18 protein-coding genes and 2 tRNA genes are annotated in these 21,004 nt (G+C 42.6%); 10 read left to right on the top strand and 10 right to left on the bottom strand.

Translation table 11 applies throughout. The annotated features are described in order from the left end of the window. The 5 genes from P2G54_RS03690 to lipB are packed head-to-tail and all read right to left on the bottom strand — an operon-like array spanning position 1 to position 5,087. Positions 1–987 (bottom strand): polyprenyl synthetase family protein, encoded by a 987-nt coding sequence (locus P2G54_RS03690; RefSeq protein WP_275868288.1) that lies wholly within the window; start codon positions 985–987, stop codon positions 1–3. Next, entirely contained in the window at positions 950–3,151 is a 2,202-nt protein-coding gene (rnr, locus tag P2G54_RS03695; RefSeq protein WP_275868290.1) for a ribonuclease R, read from the bottom strand. Before rnr ends, P2G54_RS03690 begins: the two co-directional genes overlap by 38 nt. A gap of 54 nt (positions 3,152–3,205) precedes the next feature. Continuing rightward, on the bottom strand, positions 3,206–3,955 hold the full coding sequence (locus tag P2G54_RS03700; RefSeq protein WP_275868292.1) for a 3'-5' exonuclease: 750 nt from the start codon (positions 3,953–3,955) through the stop codon (positions 3,206–3,208). A gap of 12 nt (positions 3,956–3,967) precedes the next feature. Next, the gene (locus P2G54_RS03705) at positions 3,968–4,369 is read right to left on the bottom strand and encodes a hypothetical protein (protein WP_275868295.1); all 402 of its coding nucleotides are present in this window, start codon (positions 4,367–4,369) and stop codon (positions 3,968–3,970) included. A 1-nt stretch (position 4,370) separates the two neighbouring features. Then, positions 4,371–5,087 (bottom strand): lipoyl(octanoyl) transferase LipB, encoded by a 717-nt coding sequence (lipB, locus tag P2G54_RS03710; RefSeq protein WP_275868297.1) that lies wholly within the window; start codon positions 5,085–5,087, stop codon positions 4,371–4,373. A gap of 88 nt (positions 5,088–5,175) precedes the next feature. On the opposite strand from lipB, the gene P2G54_RS03715 reads away from it, so the two are divergent. Both P2G54_RS03715 and P2G54_RS03720 read left to right on the top strand, forming a co-directional pair. Further along, a complete protein-coding gene (locus tag P2G54_RS03715) occupies positions 5,176–5,532 on the top strand; it encodes a YraN family protein (RefSeq protein ID WP_275868299.1) in 357 nt (118 codons plus the stop codon). A 20-nt stretch (positions 5,533–5,552) separates the two neighbouring features. Then, positions 5,553–6,080, top strand: coding sequence for a YSC84-related protein (locus P2G54_RS03720; protein WP_275868301.1), 528 nt, complete (start codon positions 5,553–5,555; stop codon positions 6,078–6,080). Here P2G54_RS03720 and P2G54_RS03725 read toward each other — a convergent pair. Then, complete coding sequence (locus tag P2G54_RS03725; RefSeq protein ID WP_275868303.1) at positions 6,077–6,937, bottom strand: hypothetical protein; 861 nt, start codon at positions 6,935–6,937, stop codon at positions 6,077–6,079. The genes P2G54_RS03720 and P2G54_RS03725 overlap by 4 nt on opposite strands. A 133-nt stretch (positions 6,938–7,070) precedes the next feature. Between P2G54_RS03725 and P2G54_RS03730 the strand changes: the two genes are divergently transcribed. Both P2G54_RS03730 and P2G54_RS03735 read left to right on the top strand, forming a co-directional pair. Further along, complete coding sequence (locus tag P2G54_RS03730) at positions 7,071–8,273, top strand: pyridoxal phosphate-dependent aminotransferase (protein ID WP_275868305.1); 1,203 nt, start codon at positions 7,071–7,073, stop codon at positions 8,271–8,273. An 83-nt stretch (positions 8,274–8,356) separates the two neighbouring features. Continuing rightward, complete coding sequence (locus tag P2G54_RS03735; RefSeq protein ID WP_275868307.1) at positions 8,357–9,067, top strand: glycosyltransferase; 711 nt, start codon at positions 8,357–8,359, stop codon at positions 9,065–9,067. Here P2G54_RS03735 and P2G54_RS03740 read toward each other — a convergent pair whose 3' ends face one another. Continuing rightward, the gene (locus tag P2G54_RS03740) at positions 9,068–9,853 is read right to left on the bottom strand and encodes a glycosyltransferase family A protein (RefSeq protein WP_275868309.1); all 786 of its coding nucleotides are present in this window, start codon (positions 9,851–9,853) and stop codon (positions 9,068–9,070) included. 246 nt (positions 9,854–10,099) lie between these two features. Between P2G54_RS03740 and P2G54_RS03745 the strand changes: the two genes are divergently transcribed. The 5 genes from P2G54_RS03745 (at position 10,100) to P2G54_RS03765 (ending at position 14,623) form a co-directional block, all read left to right on the top strand. Further along, on the top strand, positions 10,100–11,134 hold the full coding sequence (locus tag P2G54_RS03745; protein WP_275868311.1) for a DUF4421 domain-containing protein: 1,035 nt from the start codon (positions 10,100–10,102) through the stop codon (positions 11,132–11,134). An 87-nt stretch (positions 11,135–11,221) separates the two neighbouring features. Then, positions 11,222–12,766: an aldehyde dehydrogenase family protein gene (locus P2G54_RS03750; RefSeq protein WP_275868313.1), complete on the top strand. Its 1,545-nt coding sequence runs from the start codon at positions 11,222–11,224 to the stop codon at positions 12,764–12,766. A 167-nt stretch (positions 12,767–12,933) separates the two neighbouring features. Further along, positions 12,934–13,008 (top strand) — tRNA-Val (locus P2G54_RS03755). 25 nt (positions 13,009–13,033) lie between these two features. Next, positions 13,034–13,108 (top strand) — tRNA-Val (locus P2G54_RS03760). A 777-nt stretch (positions 13,109–13,885) separates the two neighbouring features. Then, on the top strand, positions 13,886–14,623 hold the full coding sequence (locus P2G54_RS03765; protein WP_275868315.1) for a hypothetical protein: 738 nt from the start codon (positions 13,886–13,888) through the stop codon (positions 14,621–14,623). A gap of 90 nt (positions 14,624–14,713) precedes the next feature. On the opposite strand, the gene P2G54_RS03770 is transcribed toward P2G54_RS03765, so the two are convergent. Then, on the bottom strand, positions 14,714–16,540 hold the full coding sequence (locus P2G54_RS03770) for a TonB-dependent receptor (protein ID WP_275868317.1): 1,827 nt from the start codon (positions 16,538–16,540) through the stop codon (positions 14,714–14,716). Positions 16,541–16,696: 156 nt separating this feature from the next. Here P2G54_RS03770 and P2G54_RS03775 point away from each other — a divergent pair, with 156 nt between their 5' ends. Continuing rightward, positions 16,697–18,655, top strand: a complete 1,959-nt coding sequence (locus P2G54_RS03775; RefSeq protein WP_275868319.1) for a M1 family metallopeptidase — start codon at positions 16,697–16,699, stop codon at positions 18,653–18,655. A gap of 39 nt (positions 18,656–18,694) precedes the next feature. Here the strand turns inward: P2G54_RS03775 and P2G54_RS03780 are convergent, their stop codons facing one another. After that, entirely contained in the window at positions 18,695–19,084 is a 390-nt protein-coding gene (locus P2G54_RS03780) for a VOC family protein (protein ID WP_275868321.1), read from the bottom strand. A gap of 120 nt (positions 19,085–19,204) precedes the next feature. Then, positions 19,205–20,851 carry a S41 family peptidase gene (locus P2G54_RS03785; protein ID WP_275868323.1) on the bottom strand — a complete coding sequence of 549 codons (1,647 nt, stop codon included), beginning with the start codon at positions 20,849–20,851 and terminating at the stop codon, positions 19,205–19,207. Between the last annotated feature and the right edge of the window lie 153 nt (positions 20,852–21,004).

Consider the following 21,004-nt stretch of genomic DNA (forward strand, 5'->3'; position numbering starts at 1 on the left):
TTATTTTTCGCGGTGAATTAGGTCCTGAGTAATCTGCCTCAGCTCGTTGAAGTACTCTGCTTGTTTGAACTGGATTGAATTGAATTGCCTGAACCCTTCCTCGAAATACTCATTCATTTTTGCCTCAGTGAGGGCCTTGATACCCAATCTTTCGTAAAGGGATTTGACTGCATTTACCTTCTTTTCCTTGTCAAATTCTTTTTTAGAAAGCCAATATTTCAGTTCCTCAGCATCACTTCCTTTGGCCAATTCTAATGCTTTGATCAGTAAATAGGTTTTTTTGTTGGCGATGATGTCTCCTCCTACCTGCTTTCCAAATTTGGACTGGTCTGCAAATACATCCAAGAGATCGTCTTTCAGCTGAAAACCTATTCCTATATTAACTCCAAAGTCATACAGCTTTTGAGCGTCTTCTGGGGAGGCCTCAGCCAGTACAGCACCTAATTGAAGAGAAAGTCCAAGGAGTACTGCGGTTTTCAGACGGATCATCTGGATGTAGTCACCTGCTGCCACAACTTCCTCTGATTCGAAATTCATGTCAAATTGCTGGCCTTCACAAACCTCCGCTGCGGTTTTGTTAAATAGGCGTAGCGCTTCTGGCAGGTGTTTGGCTTCAGTCTGCAACAGAAGATCATAGGCTTTGACCAGCATCACGTCTCCAGAAAGTATGGCTACATTGGTATTCCATTTTTCATGCACAGTAGCTTGTCCTCTTCTCAAAGGGGCTTCATCCATGATGTCGTCATGCATGAGGGTGAAATTGTGAAACACCTCAATGGCAGCTGCAGGACCAAGCATTTTCTCTAGGTCATTTTTATAAAGACTGTACGCCATTAGGCTCAGCAGGGGGCGGATTCTTTTCCCTCCTAAGTTGAGGATGTAGGTGATCGGTTCGTATAGTTCCTTAGGGGAATCTCCAAAATTTTGTTCCTGGAGAAAGGTTTCAAGTTTATCTAAAAGAGCGGCTGCGAGGCTTTTTTCCTTCATGGTCTGCAAATTCCAAATCGATTGTTCTTCGGTCAATATCAGTATTAACTACTCTGACCATTACTTTGTCACCCAAAGTGATCATTTTTTTTGTTCTCACCCCAATGAGACGCATGTTTTTCTGATCGAAATCGTAATAGTCATCGTCCATGTCCTGGATTCGAATCATGCCCTCGCATTTGGTTTCAGTGATTTCCACAAAAACTCCCCATTCGGTAATACCGGAAATGATTCCATCATAATCCTTTTCTTCCGCCAGGGACATATATTCCACCTGCTTGTATTTGATAGAGGCCCGTTCGGCATCTGCTGCTCTTTTTTCACGTTCGGAGGAATGGACACACTTTTGTTCCCAGCTTTCGGGATCTGGAGATTTACCTCCCTCAAGGTAGTGTTCCAGCAGACGGTGCACCATCATGTCAGGATATCGGCGGATAGGAGAAGTGAAATGAGTATAATGGGCAAATGCCAAACCAAAATGTCCTTTTGGTTCTGTGGTGTATTTGGCTTTTGCCATGCTTCGGATTGCAAGTTGCTCTAGGACATTTTGCTCGGGTTTTCCCTGGATCTCATCCATGAGTTTGTTGAGAGCTGAGGAAATTTTGCCCTCTGATTCCACTTGGACCGCATGTCCAAATCTTTTGGCAAATGAGGAGAAAATCTCAAGCCTTTCCAGATCCGGGGAATCGTGGGTCCTGTAAACAAATGTGTCAGCTCCCTTTCGTTTTTTGAAGATAAACTCTGCCACATATTTGTTGGCGAGAAGCATAAATTCCTCAATCAGTTTGTGAATATCCTTTCGCTCTTTGACCATAAGGCCGAGTGGAGTTCCTTTTTCGTCCAGCTTGAATTTTACTTCCACTGTCTCAAAATTCACCGCACCATGGTCAAATCGCTGTTTGCGGACCTTTTTGGCCAGTTCATTGAGCAGGCTCAGTTCTTCAAAGAAATCTCCGCTTTGCTGGTCAATATTTTCCTGGGCTTCCTCGTAGGAAAACCTCCGGTCCGAGTGGATGACTGTTCTTCCGATCCAATGATTGACCACTTTTGCATTTTTGTCCATTTCAAACACACAGGCAAAAGTCAATTTGTCTTCTTTGGGGCGAAGAGAGCAAAGACCGTTGCTCAGTCGCTCGGGGAGCATAGGAATCGTCCTATCCACCAAATAAACCGAGGTTGCTCGGTTGTATGCTTCTCTTTCCAGTGCAGTTTTAGGTTTGACATAATGCGTCACATCGGCAATGTGTACGCCTATTTCTAGGTTGCCGTTTTCCAATTGCCTGTAAGAAATGGCATCGTCAAAGTCCTTTGCGTCAACTGGGTCAATTGTGAACGTGGTTACATCTCTGAAATCCTTGCGTGAATTAATTTCCTTGGCTGTGATCTTATCAGAAATGGAATTGGCCTCTGAATCGGCTTCTTTAGGGTATTCAAATGGAAGCCCAAATTCCGCCATGATGGAATGGATCTCCACTTCATGCACACCAGCTTTACCCAATACCCGGATTACTTTTCCAGTTGGATTTTTGTCATTTTCCCTCCATTCGGTCAGTTTGACAATGACCTTTTCGTTATGTTGCGCACCTAATAGGTCTCCTCTGTGCACAAAAATGTCTTTGTGCATTTTTTTGAAATCAGGGACTACAAAAGCAAAACGGGGAGATATTTCTACTCTTCCCACAAATTCATCTCTGCAGCGCTCGATAATCTCCAGAACCCGGCCTTCGGTCCGGCCAGTTTTTCCTTTTACAGGGTATATCATGACCCGGACTTTATCTCCGTCCAAGGCTTGCTTGAGGTCTGCCTCTTTGACCATGATGTCTTCCTCGCAAGCTTCCGGATCATCTGGGACTACAAATGCAAAGCGGGGATTGACATAGTCAACCACTCCTGTGATAAATCCCGGCTCTTTTGTTGAGGAGAAATAATTTCTCGGGGACTTGGATACAGCACCTGAATCCAAGAGCTTGAAAAGAATGGGTTCCACAGCTCCTTTGCTGAGTGAATCTCTGATTTCAAGCTTTTTTATAATTTGTTTGGCATTGAATTCCTTACCGTAGTTTGAATCTAAAAAGGAAAGGATTTTGCGGGCAAGACTTGCGGAATCGTTGGTTTTGCCCTTGGTATGCTTAGGTGATTTTTTCTTATTTGGTTTTCTTCCCATGATTTGGGGTTTTGATTAGGGTTAAGGTAAAAAGATTTAAGCCCCTACGCTCAATTATTTTTTGGGTTCTTTTTTTGAATCCTCCAGACGCAATATCTCTATTTCCAATTCATCCAGCTGGGGATGCATGGCTAAATAGACTCTTGCGGTTACTTCAACATCTTTCAGGCAGTACTTTTTGATTTTTTCAAGGTCGTTTTCAAGATGAAAAGCCGCATTGACCTGAGATCCATCCAAGGAGTCTTTGGAAGAAGGGATCCCAAAAACCGAGGCGAGTAATTCCAGTCGGGTGTAGTGTTTGTAGTCGCCAAATTTCCAAAGTTCCATGGTGTCCAGATGACGGACTTCCCAGGGTTTTTTACCTGCGATTTGTAAGGGTTCGGGTAGGGGAATTCCTTGGATCAGCATTCTCCGGCACAGGTAAGGGAAGTCGAATTCTTTCCCATTGTGTGCACAAAGGTTCCACTTTTTCTTCTCCAATAATCCAGAAAAGGCCAAAAGAAGTTCCCTTTCGTCAGGATCAGAAAAAACTTTGGAACGAAATGTCAGCTGCTTATCCTTCTTTTTCCATTGGAAATAACCTACTCCCACGCAGATCACCTGTCCGAATTCCGCATGGATTCCTGCCCGGTCAAAAAACAGGGATCCAGGCTCATGGTTACCCTGCTCAGACTGTATGAGTCTTTCCTTTTTAATCCACTCTTCCTGAAGCCTTGGATGGAGGTCTTCAAACTTCTGCGTCAACGAAGCGGTCTCTATATCCAAAAAAAGGATGTCTCCTATTTGATCGAAAAAATTTGCCATTTTGCTTGTCAATCAACTGTGTAAAACGCCTTCCAGCCCCAACTCGGGGATCATTTGTCGGAAGGAGGCATCAAAACTGCCCGGTGTAAAGATAAACTTTTTGTCAAAAATCTGATCCACAATATAATAGCTCACCCAAAATTCATTGGTTAGCGCAAAAACAGCTGGGTCAATCGGTTCAATTTTAGCTACACATTGAGGGCCAAGCTCCTGGATCATGTGCCTGAGAGTGGAGGTTTTGCGCATTTCTCCCTCAATTTCACCGTAGCCTTTGGAGGTAATCATGACCGTATTTAATTCAACCAGATTGAAATTGATGATGTAAACGGCCCATTCTGCACCTGCAGGGGTTTCCTCTTTTGCTATGGCAAGTTTTACACCGGTTACCGGTGAGAAGTCAATATCTTTCTTCATTTTAATTTAGTTCCATTTCGAAAAGCTCCACGAGATGTCTTTTCACTTTTTCCTTCACTTCTTCCATATCCACTGGGTGACCTAATTCAAGATGTAGAGAGGTTACGGCCTTGTCGTCAATTCCGCAAGGAATGATATTTCCGAAATAATTTAGGTCTGCGTTGATGTTGAATGCAAATCCATGCATGGTCACCCACCTGCTGGATTTTACGCCCATTGCACAGATTTTCCGTGGATTGATCTGGTTGACTGCATCTAGCCACACTCCGGTCAGTCCATCGATTCTTCCTGCTTCAATTCCGTATTCGGCCAAAGTCAGAATGATGGCTTCTTCCAATAAACGAAGGTATTTGTGTATATCGGTAAAGAAATTGTCCAAATCCAAGAGTGGGTATCCTACAAGTTGGCCTGGACCATGGTAAGTGATGTCACCGCCTCGGTTGATTTTGTAGAATGTGGCTTCTTTTGATTTTAGCCCTTCTTCATCGAGTAGGAGATTTTCTTCTTTACCGCTTTTTCCAAGGGTATAAACATGGGGATGCTCCACGAACAGCAGATAATTGGGTGTTGGGAGCTGTTCGTCCTTGGGTAGATTCCGGTTTTTGATTTTTAAAGCTACGGTTTCCCCGAAAAGGTTTTCCTGATAGTCCCAGGCCTGCTGGTAATCCATCAAGCCGAGGTCTCGGAATTCTACCTTTTTATTGATAATTTCATTCATCTGCTTTCCTTCTGTAAAGGGATACTTTTCAACTTATAAGAGACTGAAATCGTTCTTTTGATTTTTCAAAATTAAGCAATTATCCAAGATGGCTGAACATAATGATTCTGGACGCAAGGCTGAAACTTTGGCAGCCGAATGGCTGCAGGGAAAAGGCTATGAACTGATCGCTCAAAATTATCGATACAAACACGCGGAAATTGACCTGATCCTGAAGCATAAAGGCTTATTGGTATTTGTGGAGGTCAAATTCCGCTCTGGAACCGGTTTTGGTTATGCGGAGGAATTTGTGGACTATGCCAAAAAGAAACTTCTGGTGAAAGCTGCCGACCAATACATTTATGAAACTGATTGGCATAATGACATCCGTTTTGATATCGTTGGCGTTTATAAGGATAGGTCTGGAACCATCAATTTCAGGCATTTTGAAGATGCGTTTTACTGAAAAATTTAAATCAATTCATTATGAAAAAGTTAACATTCACCCTGCTTGCTTTTCTACTTGTAGTTGGAGCTTATGCACAGAGGGATCAAAAAGACCAAAAAATCATTGAGGATTCCATGGAAGCAAAATCGGACTTTCTCAAGGATGATCCGGATTTGGCTTCATGGTTTAGTTCTTCATATGGCTACATTATTCTTCCCAATGTTGGGAAAGGAGGTCTGGGGGTTGGCGGAGCTTCTGGAAACGGTGTAGCCTTTGAGCAGGGTTCAAGGATCGGTTTTGCCAGAATGACCCAAGTCACCATTGGTTTTCAAGCGGGAGGGCAGGCCTACAGCGAGGTGGTCTTCTTTGAAGACAAGGAGGCATTTGACAGATTCAAGTCCAACAAGATTGAAATGTCCGCTCAGGTTTCTGCAGTCGCCGCTGCCTCAGGAGCTTCTTTGAATGCCAAGTATGTGGATGGGGTAGCCGTGTTTACCCGAACCAAAGGAGGGCTGATGTATGAGGCCTCAGTAGGAGGACAGCAGTTCAGGTTCCGTAAGGATTAATTTGAATCCCTTCGGTAAATCAAGTTTCCGTCCTTGTCCCATTCTGCACGGATATAAGGGCGGAAATTTTCTTGATAGGGCTCTTCAGGATATTGGATTTCCCGCTTTCTTATTGCCTGTGTGTTATTTGTGTCCCAGTATTCAGTCCAAAGGCCGACTTTTTGTCCATATCTATACTCTCCAGTGACAGCGATTTGCCGGTCTTCATAGAAGTAAAAAAAGTTTCCTTCCTCTAGGCCATATTGTACCGGAATTATTTTTTCGATTGTATTGGTACTTCTGTTGTAATAGGAAATTTTGGATTCCCTTGGCCATCCTTCCTGAAAGTGGTTTTTATCCTGAAGTACATTTTTTCCATCAAAAAGCATCCAGGTTTTATGTTTCATTCCATAGTAGAACATCCCGCTTTCTACCACTACCTCATTTATTTGTCGCTCATAAGGGCCATGAAGGAGGTATCCGCTTCCGGGAACAAATCCCTCGGTTCTGATTTGCTTTTCCCGTGGGTCAAACCAATAAATGTCCCGGATATAAGGGTCCGGCTTGCGCTCTGCATCTGTGAAGTTGAAAAGCTCCACAATTTCTTGCCCCCTTAATTCTTTTCTGAGGTATCCTCTTTGGGTTTTGATCCCAAACCAGATGTTTTTGCGCTCTTTTTTCTTTTTTTCTTTTTTTTCTTCCTTTTCGGAGGTGTCGTCAAAAAGGAGCAAGGGCATAGTGGTTGGAAGAAGACTGTTGCTGACTACTCCGCTTGAATCAGGGTCTGTTTTTTGGGATTCGGATTTGGATTCCTTTTGCCCATAGGAGAGAGGGCTAATCAAAACCAGGAAAAGGACGACTAAACAGATGCGCTTCATATAGAAAAAAAACGAATATTATCTCGGTGTATTTTATTCAAAAATAACATTTCAGCATCAAATCCTCTTGTTTGTTTATAATTTATAATCTTCTGCCTATTTTTGAGAAATTTGTAAAAAAACCGAAGAAAAAATGAATTCTATTCTATCAGATCGCATCTTGAATATGGAGGAGTCAGCTACACTGGCAATGGCAAAAAAAGCCAGAGAGCTGAAATCTCAAGGAATTGACATCATTGGGCTGAGCCTTGGTGAGCCAGATTTCAAAACTCCCAAACATATTCAGGAAGCTGCAAAAGCTGCTATAGATGAGGGGAAATATTTTGCTTACCCACCAGTGGCAGGATATCAGGATCTGAGAGAGGCGATTGCGAAAAAACTTCGTGAAGAAAATAATATCAGCCAGGCAAAGGCCGAAAACATTGTGGTTTCTACAGGAGCCAAGCATTCCATTGCCAATGTGTTCATGTGTATGATCAATGAAGGCGATGAAGTAGTGATTTTCTCCCCATATTGGGTGAGTTATGCCGAAATTATCAAATTGGCTGGCGGTGTTCCTGTATTGATTGAGGGAACTCTTGAAAACAATTTTAAAGCTACCGCACAGCAGTTGGAGCAAGCGCTGACTCCAAAGACAAAAGCTATTATTTATTCTTCACCTTGTAATCCAACAGGATCTGTATTCAGTAAAGAGGAGTTGACAGCTATTGCTGATGTTGTTAAAAAGCATGAAAACCTGATGGTGGTGGCCGATGAAATCTATGAACTCATCAATTTCACAGGAAAGAACTTCAGTATCGCTTCTCTTCCGGGAATGTTTGAGAGAACGATCACCGTAAATGGATTCTCCAAAGGATATGCAATGACGGGCTGGAGAGTGGGATATATCTGCGCTCCTCTTGAGGTTGCCAAAGCAGTGGAAAAAATGCAGGGGCAGTTTACTTCTGGTGGTACTGGGATTGCCATGAGGGCAGCTCTAGAAGCTATTTCCGGAGATCAGACGCCTTCCAAAGAAATGGCAGATGCTTATTTCAAAAGAAGACAGATCGTATTGGACTTGCTTCAGGAAATTCCGGGAATCAAAACCCATGTTCCTGAGGGAGCTTTCTACTTTTTCCCTGATGTGACTGCATTTTTTGGTAAGTCTGCCCACGGACATACCGTCAAAAATGCGGATGATCTTTGCCTGTACCTTTTGGATGTTGCCCATGTCTCATTGGTGACGGGTAGTGCCTTTGGTGCTCCTAACTGTGTGAGATTGTCTTATGCAGCTTCAGAGGAGGATTTGAAAGAGGCTTTGAAACGAATGAAGAAAGCACTAAGCGAATTAGCTTAGGCGAGAATAATCTAACCCCGGTGAAAATCGGGGTTATTTTTTTGCCTTATGATAAAAACCTAATTTTGGGGAAATTATTCCAAATGGCTGAAGTACTAGTAATCACCCCTGTCAAAAATTCCATTGAGACCACCCTGGATACAGCAAAGGCAATTGCTGCTTCAGATGTCCCTGTCAGGCATTTGATTTTTAATGATTTTAGTACCGAAGAGACCAAAGCTCAATTAGAGGAGCATAAGGACAAAATCGGCTACGGGCTTGTTCACTTGGAGGAAATCACGGATACTCCATCACCGAACTATAAGTTGGTTTTGCAAATGGCCCAAAAGGCCGCGTTGGAAAAAAATATTCCGCTTTTAGTAGTGGAATCAGATGTAGTAGTCAAACCAAATACAATCAGTCAACTTTTATCGCATCAAAAAAGCCATGGCAAACCTGGGTTGACCGGATCGGTCACCGTAGATGAAAAAGGACAGGTGAATTTTCCCTATTTGAAATTTAAACGAGTAAAGAAGGCAGAGATCGAAACCCAAAGAAGTCTCAGTTTTTGCTGTACTCTTTTTTCTTTGGAGTTTTTGAAAGCCTATGATTTTGCGGGATTGGATGATGCAAAGGATTGGTATGACACGTTCATTTCCAAAAAATCTCTGGATCTAGGATTCAAGAATTATGTCTTGATGGATGCTCCGGTTTGGCATCGTCCACATGCAAGTCGGCCATGGAAACAACTCAAATATAGCAATCCTCTGAAATACTATTTTCTGAAATTCTGGAAGGGGCTGGATAAGATCTGATCACAACTTCCCCAAAAGCTTGAGGAGCATGTTGTAAGGCTTGGACCAAGTGCGCTGAAACCGAAGTGGCCCGTTCAGTTCCCTTTTGAAAAAATCAGCATGGTGCTGATTTAAATAAGCGATCCTCTCCCTTTTCTTCTCATTGCCACCGGTTTTTTTTCGTTTGCTTTCCGGAGTCAGTCTGTAGTAGAAACCAACAAAAGGAAGTCGATAGGCATCCCCACCATTTTTCAGCATCTTGATCCAGAACTCCCAATCTTCTCTGCCCATTTTCATGTCTTCGGAAAAACCTCCGCAGCTTTCCCAGTCGGATTTTCTAAAAAGAGCGGACACAAAAATCATATTATCCCTGGCAAGTAGATTTCTGCTAAATGGCTTTAATTTCCAGGGCTTGGTGCCGTTTTGGTTAAATTTCACCGCTTCGCAATAGACGACCTTGTAGTTGGGGTTTTCTTCCAGTTGCTCTACAGCCTTTTCAATATACTCTGGGGCAATGAGGTCGTCTCCGTCAAGAGGGAGGATGTATTTTCCCTTGGCTTTTGAAATTCCTTTATTTCGTGCAGCCGTAACGCCTGAATTTTCCTGATTAATGACTTGGACTTCAGGATATTTTTTGGAAAGAGCTTCAGCAATTTCTGCACTTTCGTCCGTTGACCCGTCGTTTACAATTAGGATTTCTAGAGGCCGATAGGTAGATCTTATGGCTGATTCAACAGTTTCGGTCAGGTATTTTGCCTGGTTGTAGCAGGGGGTGATTATGGAGACTAAAGGGCGCTTGTCAATCATGATTCTATTGCGAAGTTAAAGTTTTTTTTGGTAGGGGAAATCCATGGAAAAGACACTATTGGAAATTAAGAATCAATACATTATGAATCAATGGGTCAAAAAAATCCAAGTTATAATTTGAATAATTAAATGATTGTTCTAATTTAGTCCTGGTGATTAAACAACTTTTGTCTGAATTTCTTTTTGAAAAACCGAGGATTTAAACATTCTCCTTTTTCTGATCAGTTTTCTAAAATCCGGGCTTTTATGCCCGGATTTTTTTTATGGATGATTTTAGGGAAATTGCCCGAGATGAATTTGGGTGGAAAAAAGCAATTTTTATTTCTGGTTCTGATGCTCTGGTCAGTGGTAGCCTTAGCAGAAAGCTTCCTGATTGATACGGCGTATATCCAAAAGCAGGAGAGTATGCTCGTCACTCGCTTGTATCTCTCCAGCAAATTCACGGATTTTTCATTGAAGGACCCGGATTCCGGATTGAGGTATATGCCCAATTCCGGATTGAATTTGGGTGTTGGGGCCACTTACCGAAAAATGACCCTAAACCTGGCATTTCCTCCAGGCTTCTTAAACCCAAAAAGGGAGAAGGACTGGCCGGGCTACCTTGACCTCCAAGTTCATATTTATCCGGTTAATTGGATTGTAGATCTTTTTGGACAGTTCTATAATGGATATAAGATCAGGGATTATTACAGTCCGGGACAAGATTATTCAAGAGAGGATATGAAAGTCAGGAAGATGGGGTTTCATGCCCAATATGTTTTTGCAGGAGAAAAGATTTCCTTCGCTGCGGCAATGCAGCAGTCTGAAATTCAAAAAAAATCTGCCTTCTCACCTCTTTTGGGATTTGAAGCTTACCGGGTTGTCGTAAAAGGAGATTCTCTTTTGCTACCCGAGGATTCGCAGTTTCTCAACAACTTCTCCAGGGGAGATTTTCTTCAATTTGGTCCAAATGCCGGTTTGTTGGGGACTTTGGTTTTTGGGAAAGGTTTCTTTTTGACTGGCGCACTTTCGGGAAATTTAAGTCTGGGCTATGGTAGCTACGAGCGGGCCCGAGAAAAGAAAGTATGGGGGATCACCCCTTCGTATTTTTTCAGAGGTTTTGCAGGGTATAATTCCAGAAGGTTTTCTGTTAATCTGAATTACGTATATAAGCGGTTGGCTTTGTCGGGGAATTCGGAGCTCAACCAATCTGCAAATACGGGCAATTACCGATTCAATCTGGTCTATAAAATTCCGACCGGTAAAAACTTTAGGAATAGATTTCCGAAGTTTCTTCGCTGAGATTTATCAGTTAAGGATAAAACGCAGAAAGGTATAGCCCTGATTGAAATATTTTTAGCTTTGGAACGGAATACAAATAACCTAGATATGACAGATCAATTTGGTATTAATGAATCTCTGAAAAGATTGGGAGTAAAGGATGAAAACCTCGGTGCTTCTACTGGTTTAGACTGGCTGGACTCGGGGGATGCATATATATCATCCATTTCTCCAGCAGATGGTAGAGTGATAGGCAAGGTCCAAGTGACCGACAAGGATACTTATGAGCAAGTGATAAGCACTGCTCAGATGGCTTTTGAAAAATGGAGGTTGGTGCCAGCTCCAAAGCGTGGAGAAATAGTCCGCCAAATTGGAAATGCTCTTAGAGAAGTGAAAGCGGATTTGGGTAAACTGGTTTCTTACGAAATGGGGAAATCCTATCAGGAGGGTTTGGGAGAAGTTCAGGAAATGATAGATATCTGTGATTTTGCTGTAGGTCTTTCCCGCCAACTTTATGGACTTACCATGCATTCTGAAAGACCTGGTCACAGAATGTATGAGCAATGGCATCCATTGGGAATTGTTGGGATTATTTCCGCATTCAATTTCCCTGTTGCAGTTTGGTCCTGGAATGCTGCTTTGGCTTGGGTTTGCGGAGATGTTTGTGTCTGGAAGCCTTCTGAAAAAGCCCCTCTATCTGGAATTGCCTGTCAGATGATAGTTGGGAAAATTTTTGAACAACACGGAATGCCTGAAGGGATTTCTTCATTGATAGTTGGGGATTACCGAGTCGGAGAGCTTATGTCTCACGATACACGGGTTCCATTGATTTCCGCCACTGGTTCAACCCGGATGGGGAAGCTTGTTGGGGAAGCAGTCGGTGCCAGGTTGGGTCGTTCTATTCTTGAATTAGGTGGAAATAATGCCATAATAATCACAGAAAATGCTGACTTGGACATGGCGATCCGTGGTGCATTATTTGGCGCTGTGGGAACTGCCGGCCAAAGATGCACTAGCACCAGAAGGTTGATCATTCAGGAAAATGTTTACGAAGAAGTGAAAAACCGCTTGGCTTCAGCCTACGGCAAATTGGTAATCGGAAACCCTCTGGATGAAAGAAATCATGTTGGTCCTGTCATAGATACCGATGCGGTCAAAATGTATCAGGCTGCGATCCAAAAAGTTCAGGATGAAGGTGGAAAAGCCGTTGTGGAAGGAGGAGTTTTGGAAGGGGAAGGGTATGAATCTGGGTGTTATGTGAAACCGGCAATCTATGAGGCTGATAATCACTTTGAAATTGTGCAGCATGAAACCTTCGCACCGATTTTGTACCTGATCCGCTATAAAACCATACAGGAGGCTATTGCCCTACACAATGGAGTTCCACAAGGACTTTCTTCGGCAATCATGACTACCAATATGCGAGAAGCGGAAGCTTTCCTGTCTGTAGCCGGGTCGGATTGCGGAATTGCCAATGTGAACATTGGAACCTCAGGAGCTGAAATTGGCGGTGCCTTTGGAGGTGAAAAGGAAACAGGTGGAGGCCGTGAGTCTGGGTCGGATGCCTGGAAGGCTTACATGCGTCGACAGACCAATACGATTAACTATTCCACAGATTTGCCTTTGGCCCAAGGAATCAAATTTGATATTTAAGAGAAGAGGGCTCCAAGCACTTCAAATGGTTTGGGGCTCTTTCTTTTTATTCAAAAATATTTTTACTCATTTTCAGAGAATTAGGAGTTTTGTTTTGGAAAATGTTTGGCTAAATCAAAATTGAAATTACCTTTGCATTCCCTTTCGAACGGAAAGAAAATGATAATGGGAGCTTAGCTCAGTTGGTTCAGAGCATCTGCCTTACAAGCAGAGGGTCGGGGGTTCGAATCCCTCAGCTCCCACTTCCATTATTTTAATATCCCATTAGGGAGCTTAGCTCAGTTGGTTCAGAGCATCTGCCTTACAAGCAGAGGGTCGGGGGTTCGAATCCCTCAGCTCCCACAAGAAGCCTCAGGTAATGCTGGGGCTTTTTTGTTTTTATCCGTGTTGGGTATTGCCAAGTGTTAAAAGCGATGTGTTTTAGCTCAGCTGGTTCAGCGCATTCCGATCTACAATCGGAAGAGTCGTGGGGTTCGAATCCCTCAGCTCCCACAAGAAGCCTCAGGTAATGCTGGGGCTTTTTTGTTTTTATCCGTGTTGGGTATTGCCAAGTGTTAAAAGCGATGTGTTTTAGCTCAGCTGGTTCAGCGCATTCCGATCTACAATCGGAAGAGTCGTGGGGTTCGAATCCCTCAGCTCCCACAAGAAGCCTCAGGTAATGCTGGGGCTTTTTCGTTTTTATCCGTGTTGGGGTTAATGTCAGTATAAAAAGCGATGTGTTTTAGCTCAGCTGGTTCAGCGCATTCCGATCTACAATCGGAAGAGTCGTGGGTTCGAGTCCCTCAGCTCCCACAAGAAGCCTCAGGTAATGCTGGGGCTTTTTTGTTTTTATCCGTGTTGGGTATTGCCAGTGTTAAAAGCGATGTGTTTTAGCTTAGCTGGTTCAGATCATTCCGATCTACAATCGGAAGAGTCGTGGGGTTCGAATCCCTCAGCTCCCACAAGAAGCCTGTGGATAGGCAGGTAACCTTTAAAATGGCCTTCTTTATTCAAAAAAAGAGAAGTACACTGATGTCCTTAAAATTGAAAGTTTTTCTTTAGCCTCCTTCAAAAAAACTTCCGTGACAGAATACTTAAAATAGTCATGCTTCGTTCTGTTGTGAAAAATAAAGGATTAGTATGAGGTGTTTAGGTTTATTAATTTTTTGGCTAATAAGTCATGTAAGCCTTGGTCAAAAGAACGTAGGAGTAACATTTGGATATCCCCAATACAATTGGTCTATTGGGACTGATGGAGATCAGGTTTATTCTGAAGCTTCAAAAACCTTTGCGTTAGGGGTTGAACTGGAAGGCAAAATTGGTAGAAATCTCAAGTGGGCAATTGAAACGGGATTTCATAAAATAAACAATGATTTAAAGCCTAATCGGGAATTTGTGTCCATTAGCCCAGGCTTTAAACCAATTTATATATTCAGTGGAACTCCAAAATTGAAATATCAAATTCCATTTGAAGAATCAAGATGGGGAGCTTTTGTGGGTTTTGGGCCATCAGTCTCTTGGGTAAATGGAAGCGATCGTTCATTTGATAATTCTGATTTTAGAATTGTTTCTCAGGAAACAATTGATTCGGAAGGGATTCCCACTTTTATTCCCTATTCCCAAAGTCCGTATCAGGGAACTGAGAAGGTTAGTCAACTCCGTTTTATGCTCAAACCTGAGTTTGGTTTGACTTTTTCTGCATCTGAATTTTCATCGGTTATTTTCCGAGTCCAGTTTGGGGTGGATTTTGGAGATCCTTTTTTAATTCGGGACTTTGATAATTTCCAAGTTCAGGATGGTCTTAATTCTTCCTTCAGACATAGCTTGGCAGCAGATTACGTTGCTTATCAATTGGGTTATAAGATTAGGATCAAATGAATTGCCTTCGAAAATAGAATTGGGTGACTGATCCTCAGGCAAGGGTTTGCTTTGAGTAAAAAATAAATGGGGCTCCAAGCCCCATTTTGATTAATCCAGGTTCAGCATGAATCCAGCTCTAAACCATCTTCCGGGCATTTGTACTGTCCCGGCCTCGATATAGTCTGTATTGGTGATATTAGATGCTTCCGCAAAGAAGCCTACCCTTCCTATTCTGTTGTAATCCAAACGCATATCCAACAGGAAATAAGGATCCTGATTCATTCGTTCTATATTTCTGATTTTTGTGTTCCATTCCAATTTTGGACCGATTCCTGTCAGTATTCCAGCGATTAGCTGGTTTTTCAATGCAGTTAAAGCATAACGGGTTTCGGTCCCTGCTTGCTGGATCAGATTTGCATGGATATAGTTATAGGAGAGTATCAGTTCCTTGATCTGGAAAAGCTCTCCGCTGGGATTGACTCTATAGCCTAAAGCAGCTTCAATTCCGTCAAAGGTTACTTGGTTGAAGTTTTGTGGCTGCCAAGGGTTTTCTGTACTGCTTCTTGTCCACTCAATCAGGTTATCTGTACTTCTGTTGAAATAAACCAATTCGGCAGTAAGCCCGGATTTGTTCCATTTTGCACCTATCTCATAGGTTTCTGCTTGTTCTGGAACCAGTTGATCATTGCCAATATTTGTCGGTCCCACATAATACAAATCTGTGTAAGTAGGGATTCTATAGCTGATCCCGTATCCTGAGTAGAATCTCAGGTTTTCTGTAGCCTGAAAACCAACTTCCGCACCGGGGAAGTGCTTCCAGCCATATTCAGTATAATAATTGGAATACAAGCCTGCCCTCACATCAAAACTTTCACCAAGGTTGACCAACTGTTCCAAAAAGATGCCGCTCAAGTTTCTCTCCCGGTTTCCGAGATTGCTGCTTTCTATTTTTTCTTTTCGGGTCTCCAGTCCAAACCCAGTGGTTCCCAATTTGGATTCAAAACTTCCATTGGTTTCCAATGCAAATACATTTGTGCTGTGATTGTTTTGGAAAAACTCCGGTTCATTTCTTTTTAAAAGAAACTCATCGTCATTCTTTCTCCAATATCCCCTGGTTTTCAGTTGAAACCCTTGCAGGTTCAGTGAATGGCTTAAAGATGCCAAGGTTGTTTGGATGCTTTCCCATTGATCTGGAAAAGCACTGGTATAAAATCCATTGGCTCCGAAAGCCCGATCCGTATAAGCGATCATTCCTCTTAATGAATTGGATTCGTTCAAGTCCAATCCACTTTCGTAAAAGAGGTTGGTCACTTTATAATCGGAGTTGTACCAATGACCATTTGATTGGTCATGTGAGACTGATAGATTCTGTTTGTAGTTTCCTGTTGGTAAGGAACCTGCGAAATTGACTCCTTTCATTCCAAAATCTCCGGCATAACCCTGCATGCGAAGGCTTTTTTGAGCGTTCAGCTCTGTAATGATATTTACGGCTCCTGCATAGGCATTTTGCCCGAAAATTCTTGAACCGGGGCCTTTGAGAACTTCCACTCGTTCTATGTTTACTAGTGGCACAGGAATGTTCATCATGTGGTGGCCAGTTTGTGGATCACTCAATTTGATCCCATTTAGGAGCATCAGGGTTTGTTCAAAGGATCCACCACGGATGCCTATATCTGCCTGAACTCCGGTTACGCCCCTTTGCCGGACATCTACCCCTGGTACGAAACTAAGAACTTCCTGTAGGCTTCTTGCTGGGGTGGTTTCCAGTTGGGGTTTTGTAATGAGGGAAATGTTTTTGCTTTGCTTCGAAAATGGAAGTTGAATTCTATTTTCCTGAATCAATATTTCCTCCAGATTTTGACTGGTGGTGTCATTTTGGGCAAAGCCTTTCAAAGAGAAAAACCCAGCAAAGATAAATAGGATTGTTTTTTTCATGGATGAATGCGTAATGGTAGTTCAAAGTTGAATCATTATTAATCCAAATTCAAACTGTTTGTTTTTCTAAAAAATCGTTAAACTCCCTTTAAATAATAAGAAGTAGATTGGCGAGCAGTTGGGCTTGCTTATTTTTAACAAATAAAAAAAATAAGTATGAGAAGGATAATTTTAACAGGCTTGCTTTTATCCGGCTTTTTAATTTCTGGAGTAGAAAGTAGTCATGCCCAGCAGGGTTTAGACAACAATCAAAAGGATTTCGGGGAGTTTATGGATAGAAAGGGTACTTTTACCCGAACTGCCTCAGGTAAACCCAGTGAAAATTACTGGCAGAATTCCGCGGACTACCAGATTGAAGCTACTTTGGATGATGAAAAGCATACGCTGACCGGGAAAGTGGTGATCACATATACCAACAACAGTCCCGAACAGTTGGATTTTGTTTGGCTTCAATTGGAGCAAAATCGATTCACTCCAGATTCCCGTGGTACTTTGACCACACCCGTACAAGGAAACAGATACAATGGGGATACAGATGGAGGCTATGAGCTTTCCTCCCTTCAGGCGAAAGTTGGACCAAAGGGAAGCGTTTCTTCCAAACATTTGATAACGGACACCCGAATGCAGGTTTGGTTCTCGGAACCACTTCCGGCTAAAGGAGGAAAGGCAACCATTTCAATGGGCTTTTCTTTTAATATCCCAGTAAAAGGAATGGATAGGATGGGAAGATTGGAAGTGGAAGACGGTTGGATTTATGCTTTGGCACAATGGTACCCAAAAATGGCTGTTTTCGATGATATCGAAGGCTGGAATGTAGAACCTTACCTGGGCGCAGGGGAGTTTTATCTAGAATATGGAAATTTTGATTACAAAATCACTGCTCCATACGATCATATTGTGGTAGGTTCCGGAAAATTGATGAATCCTAAGGAAGTATTGAGCAAAGAGCTTCAGGCTCGCTATGCTAAAGCCATGGAAAGTGATGAAACGGTATATTTGGTTTCTCCTGAGGAAATCAAAAATACTGAGTTGACCCGACCCAAGCAGGATGGTTTTATCACCTGGCATTTTCAAATCCAAAATTCAAGGGATGTGGCCTTTGCTTCTTCCAATACATTCATTTGGGACGCAGCAAAGATCGATCTCCCAAGCGGCAAAAAGAGTCTGGCTCAGTCGGTTTATCCAAAAGAGTCCGATGGGCAGGCCGCCTGGAGTCGCTCTACAGAATATAGCAAAGCATCCATTGAGCATTATTCCCAAATGTGGTATGAATTTCCTTATGAAACGGCTACCAACGTGGCAGCTGACATTGGAGGAATGGAATATCCCGGTTTGAATTTTTGTAGCTATAAATCCACAGGGGCGGGTCTTTGGGGTGTGACAGACCATGAATTTGGACACAACTGGTTCCCTATGATTGTTGGTAATAATGAGCGCAGATATGCTTGGATGGATGAAGGCTTCAATACCTTCATCAACCATTACAGCTCGCTTGCTTTTAATAATGGAGAGTATGGCTCCACCTTGAACCAAACTAGGAGATTCAACAATTACTTTCTCAATGAAAACCGGGAAGGAATAGATAATTACCCGGATGTGACCAATTTGTCCAATTTGGGAATGGTAGCATATATGAAGCCCGGAATTGGGTTGATTATGCTTCGGGAATATATTTTAGGACCGGAGCGGTTTGATAATGCTTTCAAATCCTATATCAAAACCTGGGCTTACAAACATCCTCAGCCTTCTGACTTTTTCAATCATATGGAAAATGTCTCTGGGGAAAACTTGTCTTGGTTCTGGAAAGGTTGGTTTTACGGGAATGGTAATATTGACCTTGCTGTCAACGCTGTTGTTCCTTATGGTGGAAATTACCTCGTCATTTTGAGTAATAAAGGCGATATCCCTATGCCGGTTTTGTTGGAAATTGAGTATGAAGACGGCTCGAAAGAACGTCAGATGCTGCCTGTAGAAATATGGCAAAGAGGTGATAATTGGAATCATCTAATCAGAACCAACAAAAAAGTGAAGGCGGTGGTCATTGACCCAGATAAGATTCTTCCGGATATCAATCTAGGAAACGATAATTGGCCTCAGCCAATTTATGACAATTGATTTATCTATGAAGCCCGGGTTTTTTAATCCGGGTTTTTTTTAGAAATCGTCATTGGCTTCTAACCAATACCCATCTGGATCTTGAAAGAAAATTTGGCGGATTCCGTCACTTCGAAAGTTGATTTTTCCCAATTCACCTTCCCAATTTCCATAGAGGTGGTTGATTTTGCGGAGCTTTTGGATGAAAGCATCCAGATCTTTCAGGCTAAAGCAGAGGTGATTAGTCTTGGATTTGTCAGCAGGAACTTTAAGCTCCAATTCTTCAATAAGATGCAAAGAGATGCCATCCCCGATTTCATACCAGGTATGCAATCCATCGTGAAAAGGTTCTTCGATTTCCTGTAGGCCTAGGACTCCTCCATAAAAGTCCATGCTTCGGTTTAGGTCGGAAACATGGATGGCAAGGTGATTGATTTTGATGGTTTTCATCAGTTTTTGGACTTGATTTTATCTCCCTAGCTTTTGACTTTAATTGGGTAGGATTGCACAAAATAAAAAGGGTAACCTTGATCAGGTTACCCTTTTTATCTAAGGTATGCTTTTTAATTTTTATTCGGTTCCATGTAGGTCCGTAGCCATGGCAATGCGATCTGCTTCATCAAATAATTTGAGGGCTTGCAAATACACTTCGTTGATGTCGTTGATGACCATGTAAAATGCATCGTCATCATAGAGTTGCCTTCCCAAGTGAGCTTTTACCAGTTTTTTGAGATAGGATTTCGACTTTTTGAAATCGGTGTCATCATAAGCTACTTTATTTTTCTCACCGATTTTGATCAGCTCTTGAAGCATTTCGTCAGAAACTTCAAAATTCTTGTAATAATCCTCCAAGCTGATACCTGTGAATTTATCCTTGTTCTTATTTGAATAATCAAGGATGAATTCTCTGGATGAATCTGAGTTGAACAGACGATTGACATAGGCGGAACTAAAGGTAGTATCCAATGGAACGAAGTAGTCTGGCATGATTCCTCCGCCACCGTATACGACCCTTCCTTTTTTAGTTTCGTATTTCAAACTGTCATTAAACTTGATGCTGTCTGCGGAGAAGAACTCTCCGTGCTCGTATCGTTCCATCCAGTCTCTTTCATAGGCTTCGAAGTTGGAGTCATAGGGCTTTTGAATGGATCTCCCGGAAGGGGTGTAATAGCGGGCAATCGTAAGTCGGAGTTCTGCTCCATCAGAAAGGTCGATAGGCATCTGAACCAGTCCCTTTCCAAAGGATCTTCTTCCTACGATCAGTCCCCGGTCATTGTCCTGGATAGCTCCCGCCAAAATTTCAGAGGCGGACGCCGAGCCTTCATTGACCAGCACGATCACAGACCCTTCTTCAAACATGCCAGGTCTAAAGGCAAATGCCTTTTGACTATACTGTTCTACCTTTCCTTCTTGTGAGACAATTAAGGAGCGGTCACCAAGGATTTCGTCCGCAATATTAATGGCAGCTCCCATATAGCCTCCCGGGTTACCCTGAAGGTCAATGATCAGCTTCGTCATGCCTTGCGATTTCAGGTCCATGACAGCCTCCTTAAATTCCTCATATGTAGTAGCCGCAAACCGGGTGATTTTCACATAGCCGATTTCATTGTTGACCATGTAAGAGGCATTGATGCTGTATTGAGGGATTTTGTCCCGGATGATTTCATAATTGATCAATTCGCTTTGGTTTTTTCTCTTGATGTCAACCAAAACTTTGGATCCTTTTGGACCTCGTAAAAGTTCAAATACATCCCTATTGGTAATTCCAGTGCCGGCAACTGTTTTCCCGTCTACTTTGATGATCTGATCGCCGGATTGGATACCCAAAGCCTCAGATGGACCTCCTGTCAGGGGAGCTACTACGTAAATGGTGTCCCTGATGATCCCAAATTCCACTCCGATCCCGTCAAATTCTCCGTCCAGCTGGGACTGAACAAGGGAAGCATCCCTTGCAGGAATATAGGAAGAGTGAGGGTCCAGATTTTCCAGCATTTTGGTAATGCCAAACTCAACCAGTTCATTGGTGTCCACACTGTCTACATAATCCCGGTTGATGTAAGTCATGATCTCCTGGATCTTGTATAGAGCAGCTCTAAGATCATTTTGATTGCTTTTGGGCTCGGCAAAGGTGGCGCCTATCCAAATTCCAGCTGAAATGGCTAGGGCAAGTATGATTGGGAGCCGGATTTGGGCTTTCGTGTTTTTAGTCTCGCTCACGGTGTTCTTATTCTGTGTTCAATTTCTCCTGATAAGCTACCTAGGATCGGTCGCGTTTAAAAGCTTGTTCTGATAAACTTGGCGTAAGTTTATACGAGGGGAACATATAAAGGTCAGATAAAATCCCCGAATTTCTGTTAAAAAAAATTATTT

The sequence above is a fragment of the Algoriphagus sp. CAU 1675 genome (genome assembly GCF_029222925.1).
In the GTDB taxonomy this organism is placed as follows: Bacteria; Bacteroidota; Bacteroidia; order Cytophagales; family Cyclobacteriaceae; genus Algoriphagus.

Coding starts and splice junctions, on each gene's coding strand:
- P2G54_RS03690 (WP_275868288.1), bottom strand. CDS start 987: ATGAAGGAAAAAAGCCTCGCAGCCGCTCTTTTAGATAAACTTGAAACC.
- rnr (WP_275868290.1), bottom strand. CDS start 3,151: ATGGGAAGAAAACCAAATAAGAAAAAATCACCTAAGCATACCAAGGGC.
- P2G54_RS03700 (WP_275868292.1), bottom strand. CDS start 3,955: ATGGCAAATTTTTTCGATCAAATAGGAGACATCCTTTTTTTGGATATA.
- P2G54_RS03705 (WP_275868295.1), bottom strand. CDS start 4,369: ATGAAGAAAGATATTGACTTCTCACCGGTAACCGGTGTAAAACTTGCC.
- lipB (WP_275868297.1), bottom strand. CDS start 5,087: ATGAATGAAATTATCAATAAAAAGGTAGAATTCCGAGACCTCGGCTTG.
- P2G54_RS03715 (WP_275868299.1), top strand. CDS start 5,176: ATGGCTGAACATAATGATTCTGGACGCAAGGCTGAAACTTTGGCAGCC.
- P2G54_RS03720 (WP_275868301.1), top strand. CDS start 5,553: ATGAAAAAGTTAACATTCACCCTGCTTGCTTTTCTACTTGTAGTTGGA.
- P2G54_RS03725 (WP_275868303.1), bottom strand. CDS start 6,937: ATGAAGCGCATCTGTTTAGTCGTCCTTTTCCTGGTTTTGATTAGCCCT.
- P2G54_RS03730 (WP_275868305.1), top strand. CDS start 7,071: ATGAATTCTATTCTATCAGATCGCATCTTGAATATGGAGGAGTCAGCT.
- P2G54_RS03735 (WP_275868307.1), top strand. CDS start 8,357: ATGGCTGAAGTACTAGTAATCACCCCTGTCAAAAATTCCATTGAGACC.
- P2G54_RS03740 (WP_275868309.1), bottom strand. CDS start 9,853: ATGATTGACAAGCGCCCTTTAGTCTCCATAATCACCCCCTGCTACAAC.
- P2G54_RS03745 (WP_275868311.1), top strand. CDS start 10,100: ATGCCCGGATTTTTTTTATGGATGATTTTAGGGAAATTGCCCGAGATG.
- P2G54_RS03750 (WP_275868313.1), top strand. CDS start 11,222: ATGACAGATCAATTTGGTATTAATGAATCTCTGAAAAGATTGGGAGTA.
- P2G54_RS03765 (WP_275868315.1), top strand. CDS start 13,886: ATGAGGTGTTTAGGTTTATTAATTTTTTGGCTAATAAGTCATGTAAGC.
- P2G54_RS03770 (WP_275868317.1), bottom strand. CDS start 16,540: ATGAAAAAAACAATCCTATTTATCTTTGCTGGGTTTTTCTCTTTGAAA.
- P2G54_RS03775 (WP_275868319.1), top strand. CDS start 16,697: ATGAGAAGGATAATTTTAACAGGCTTGCTTTTATCCGGCTTTTTAATT.
- P2G54_RS03780 (WP_275868321.1), bottom strand. CDS start 19,084: ATGAAAACCATCAAAATCAATCACCTTGCCATCCATGTTTCCGACCTA.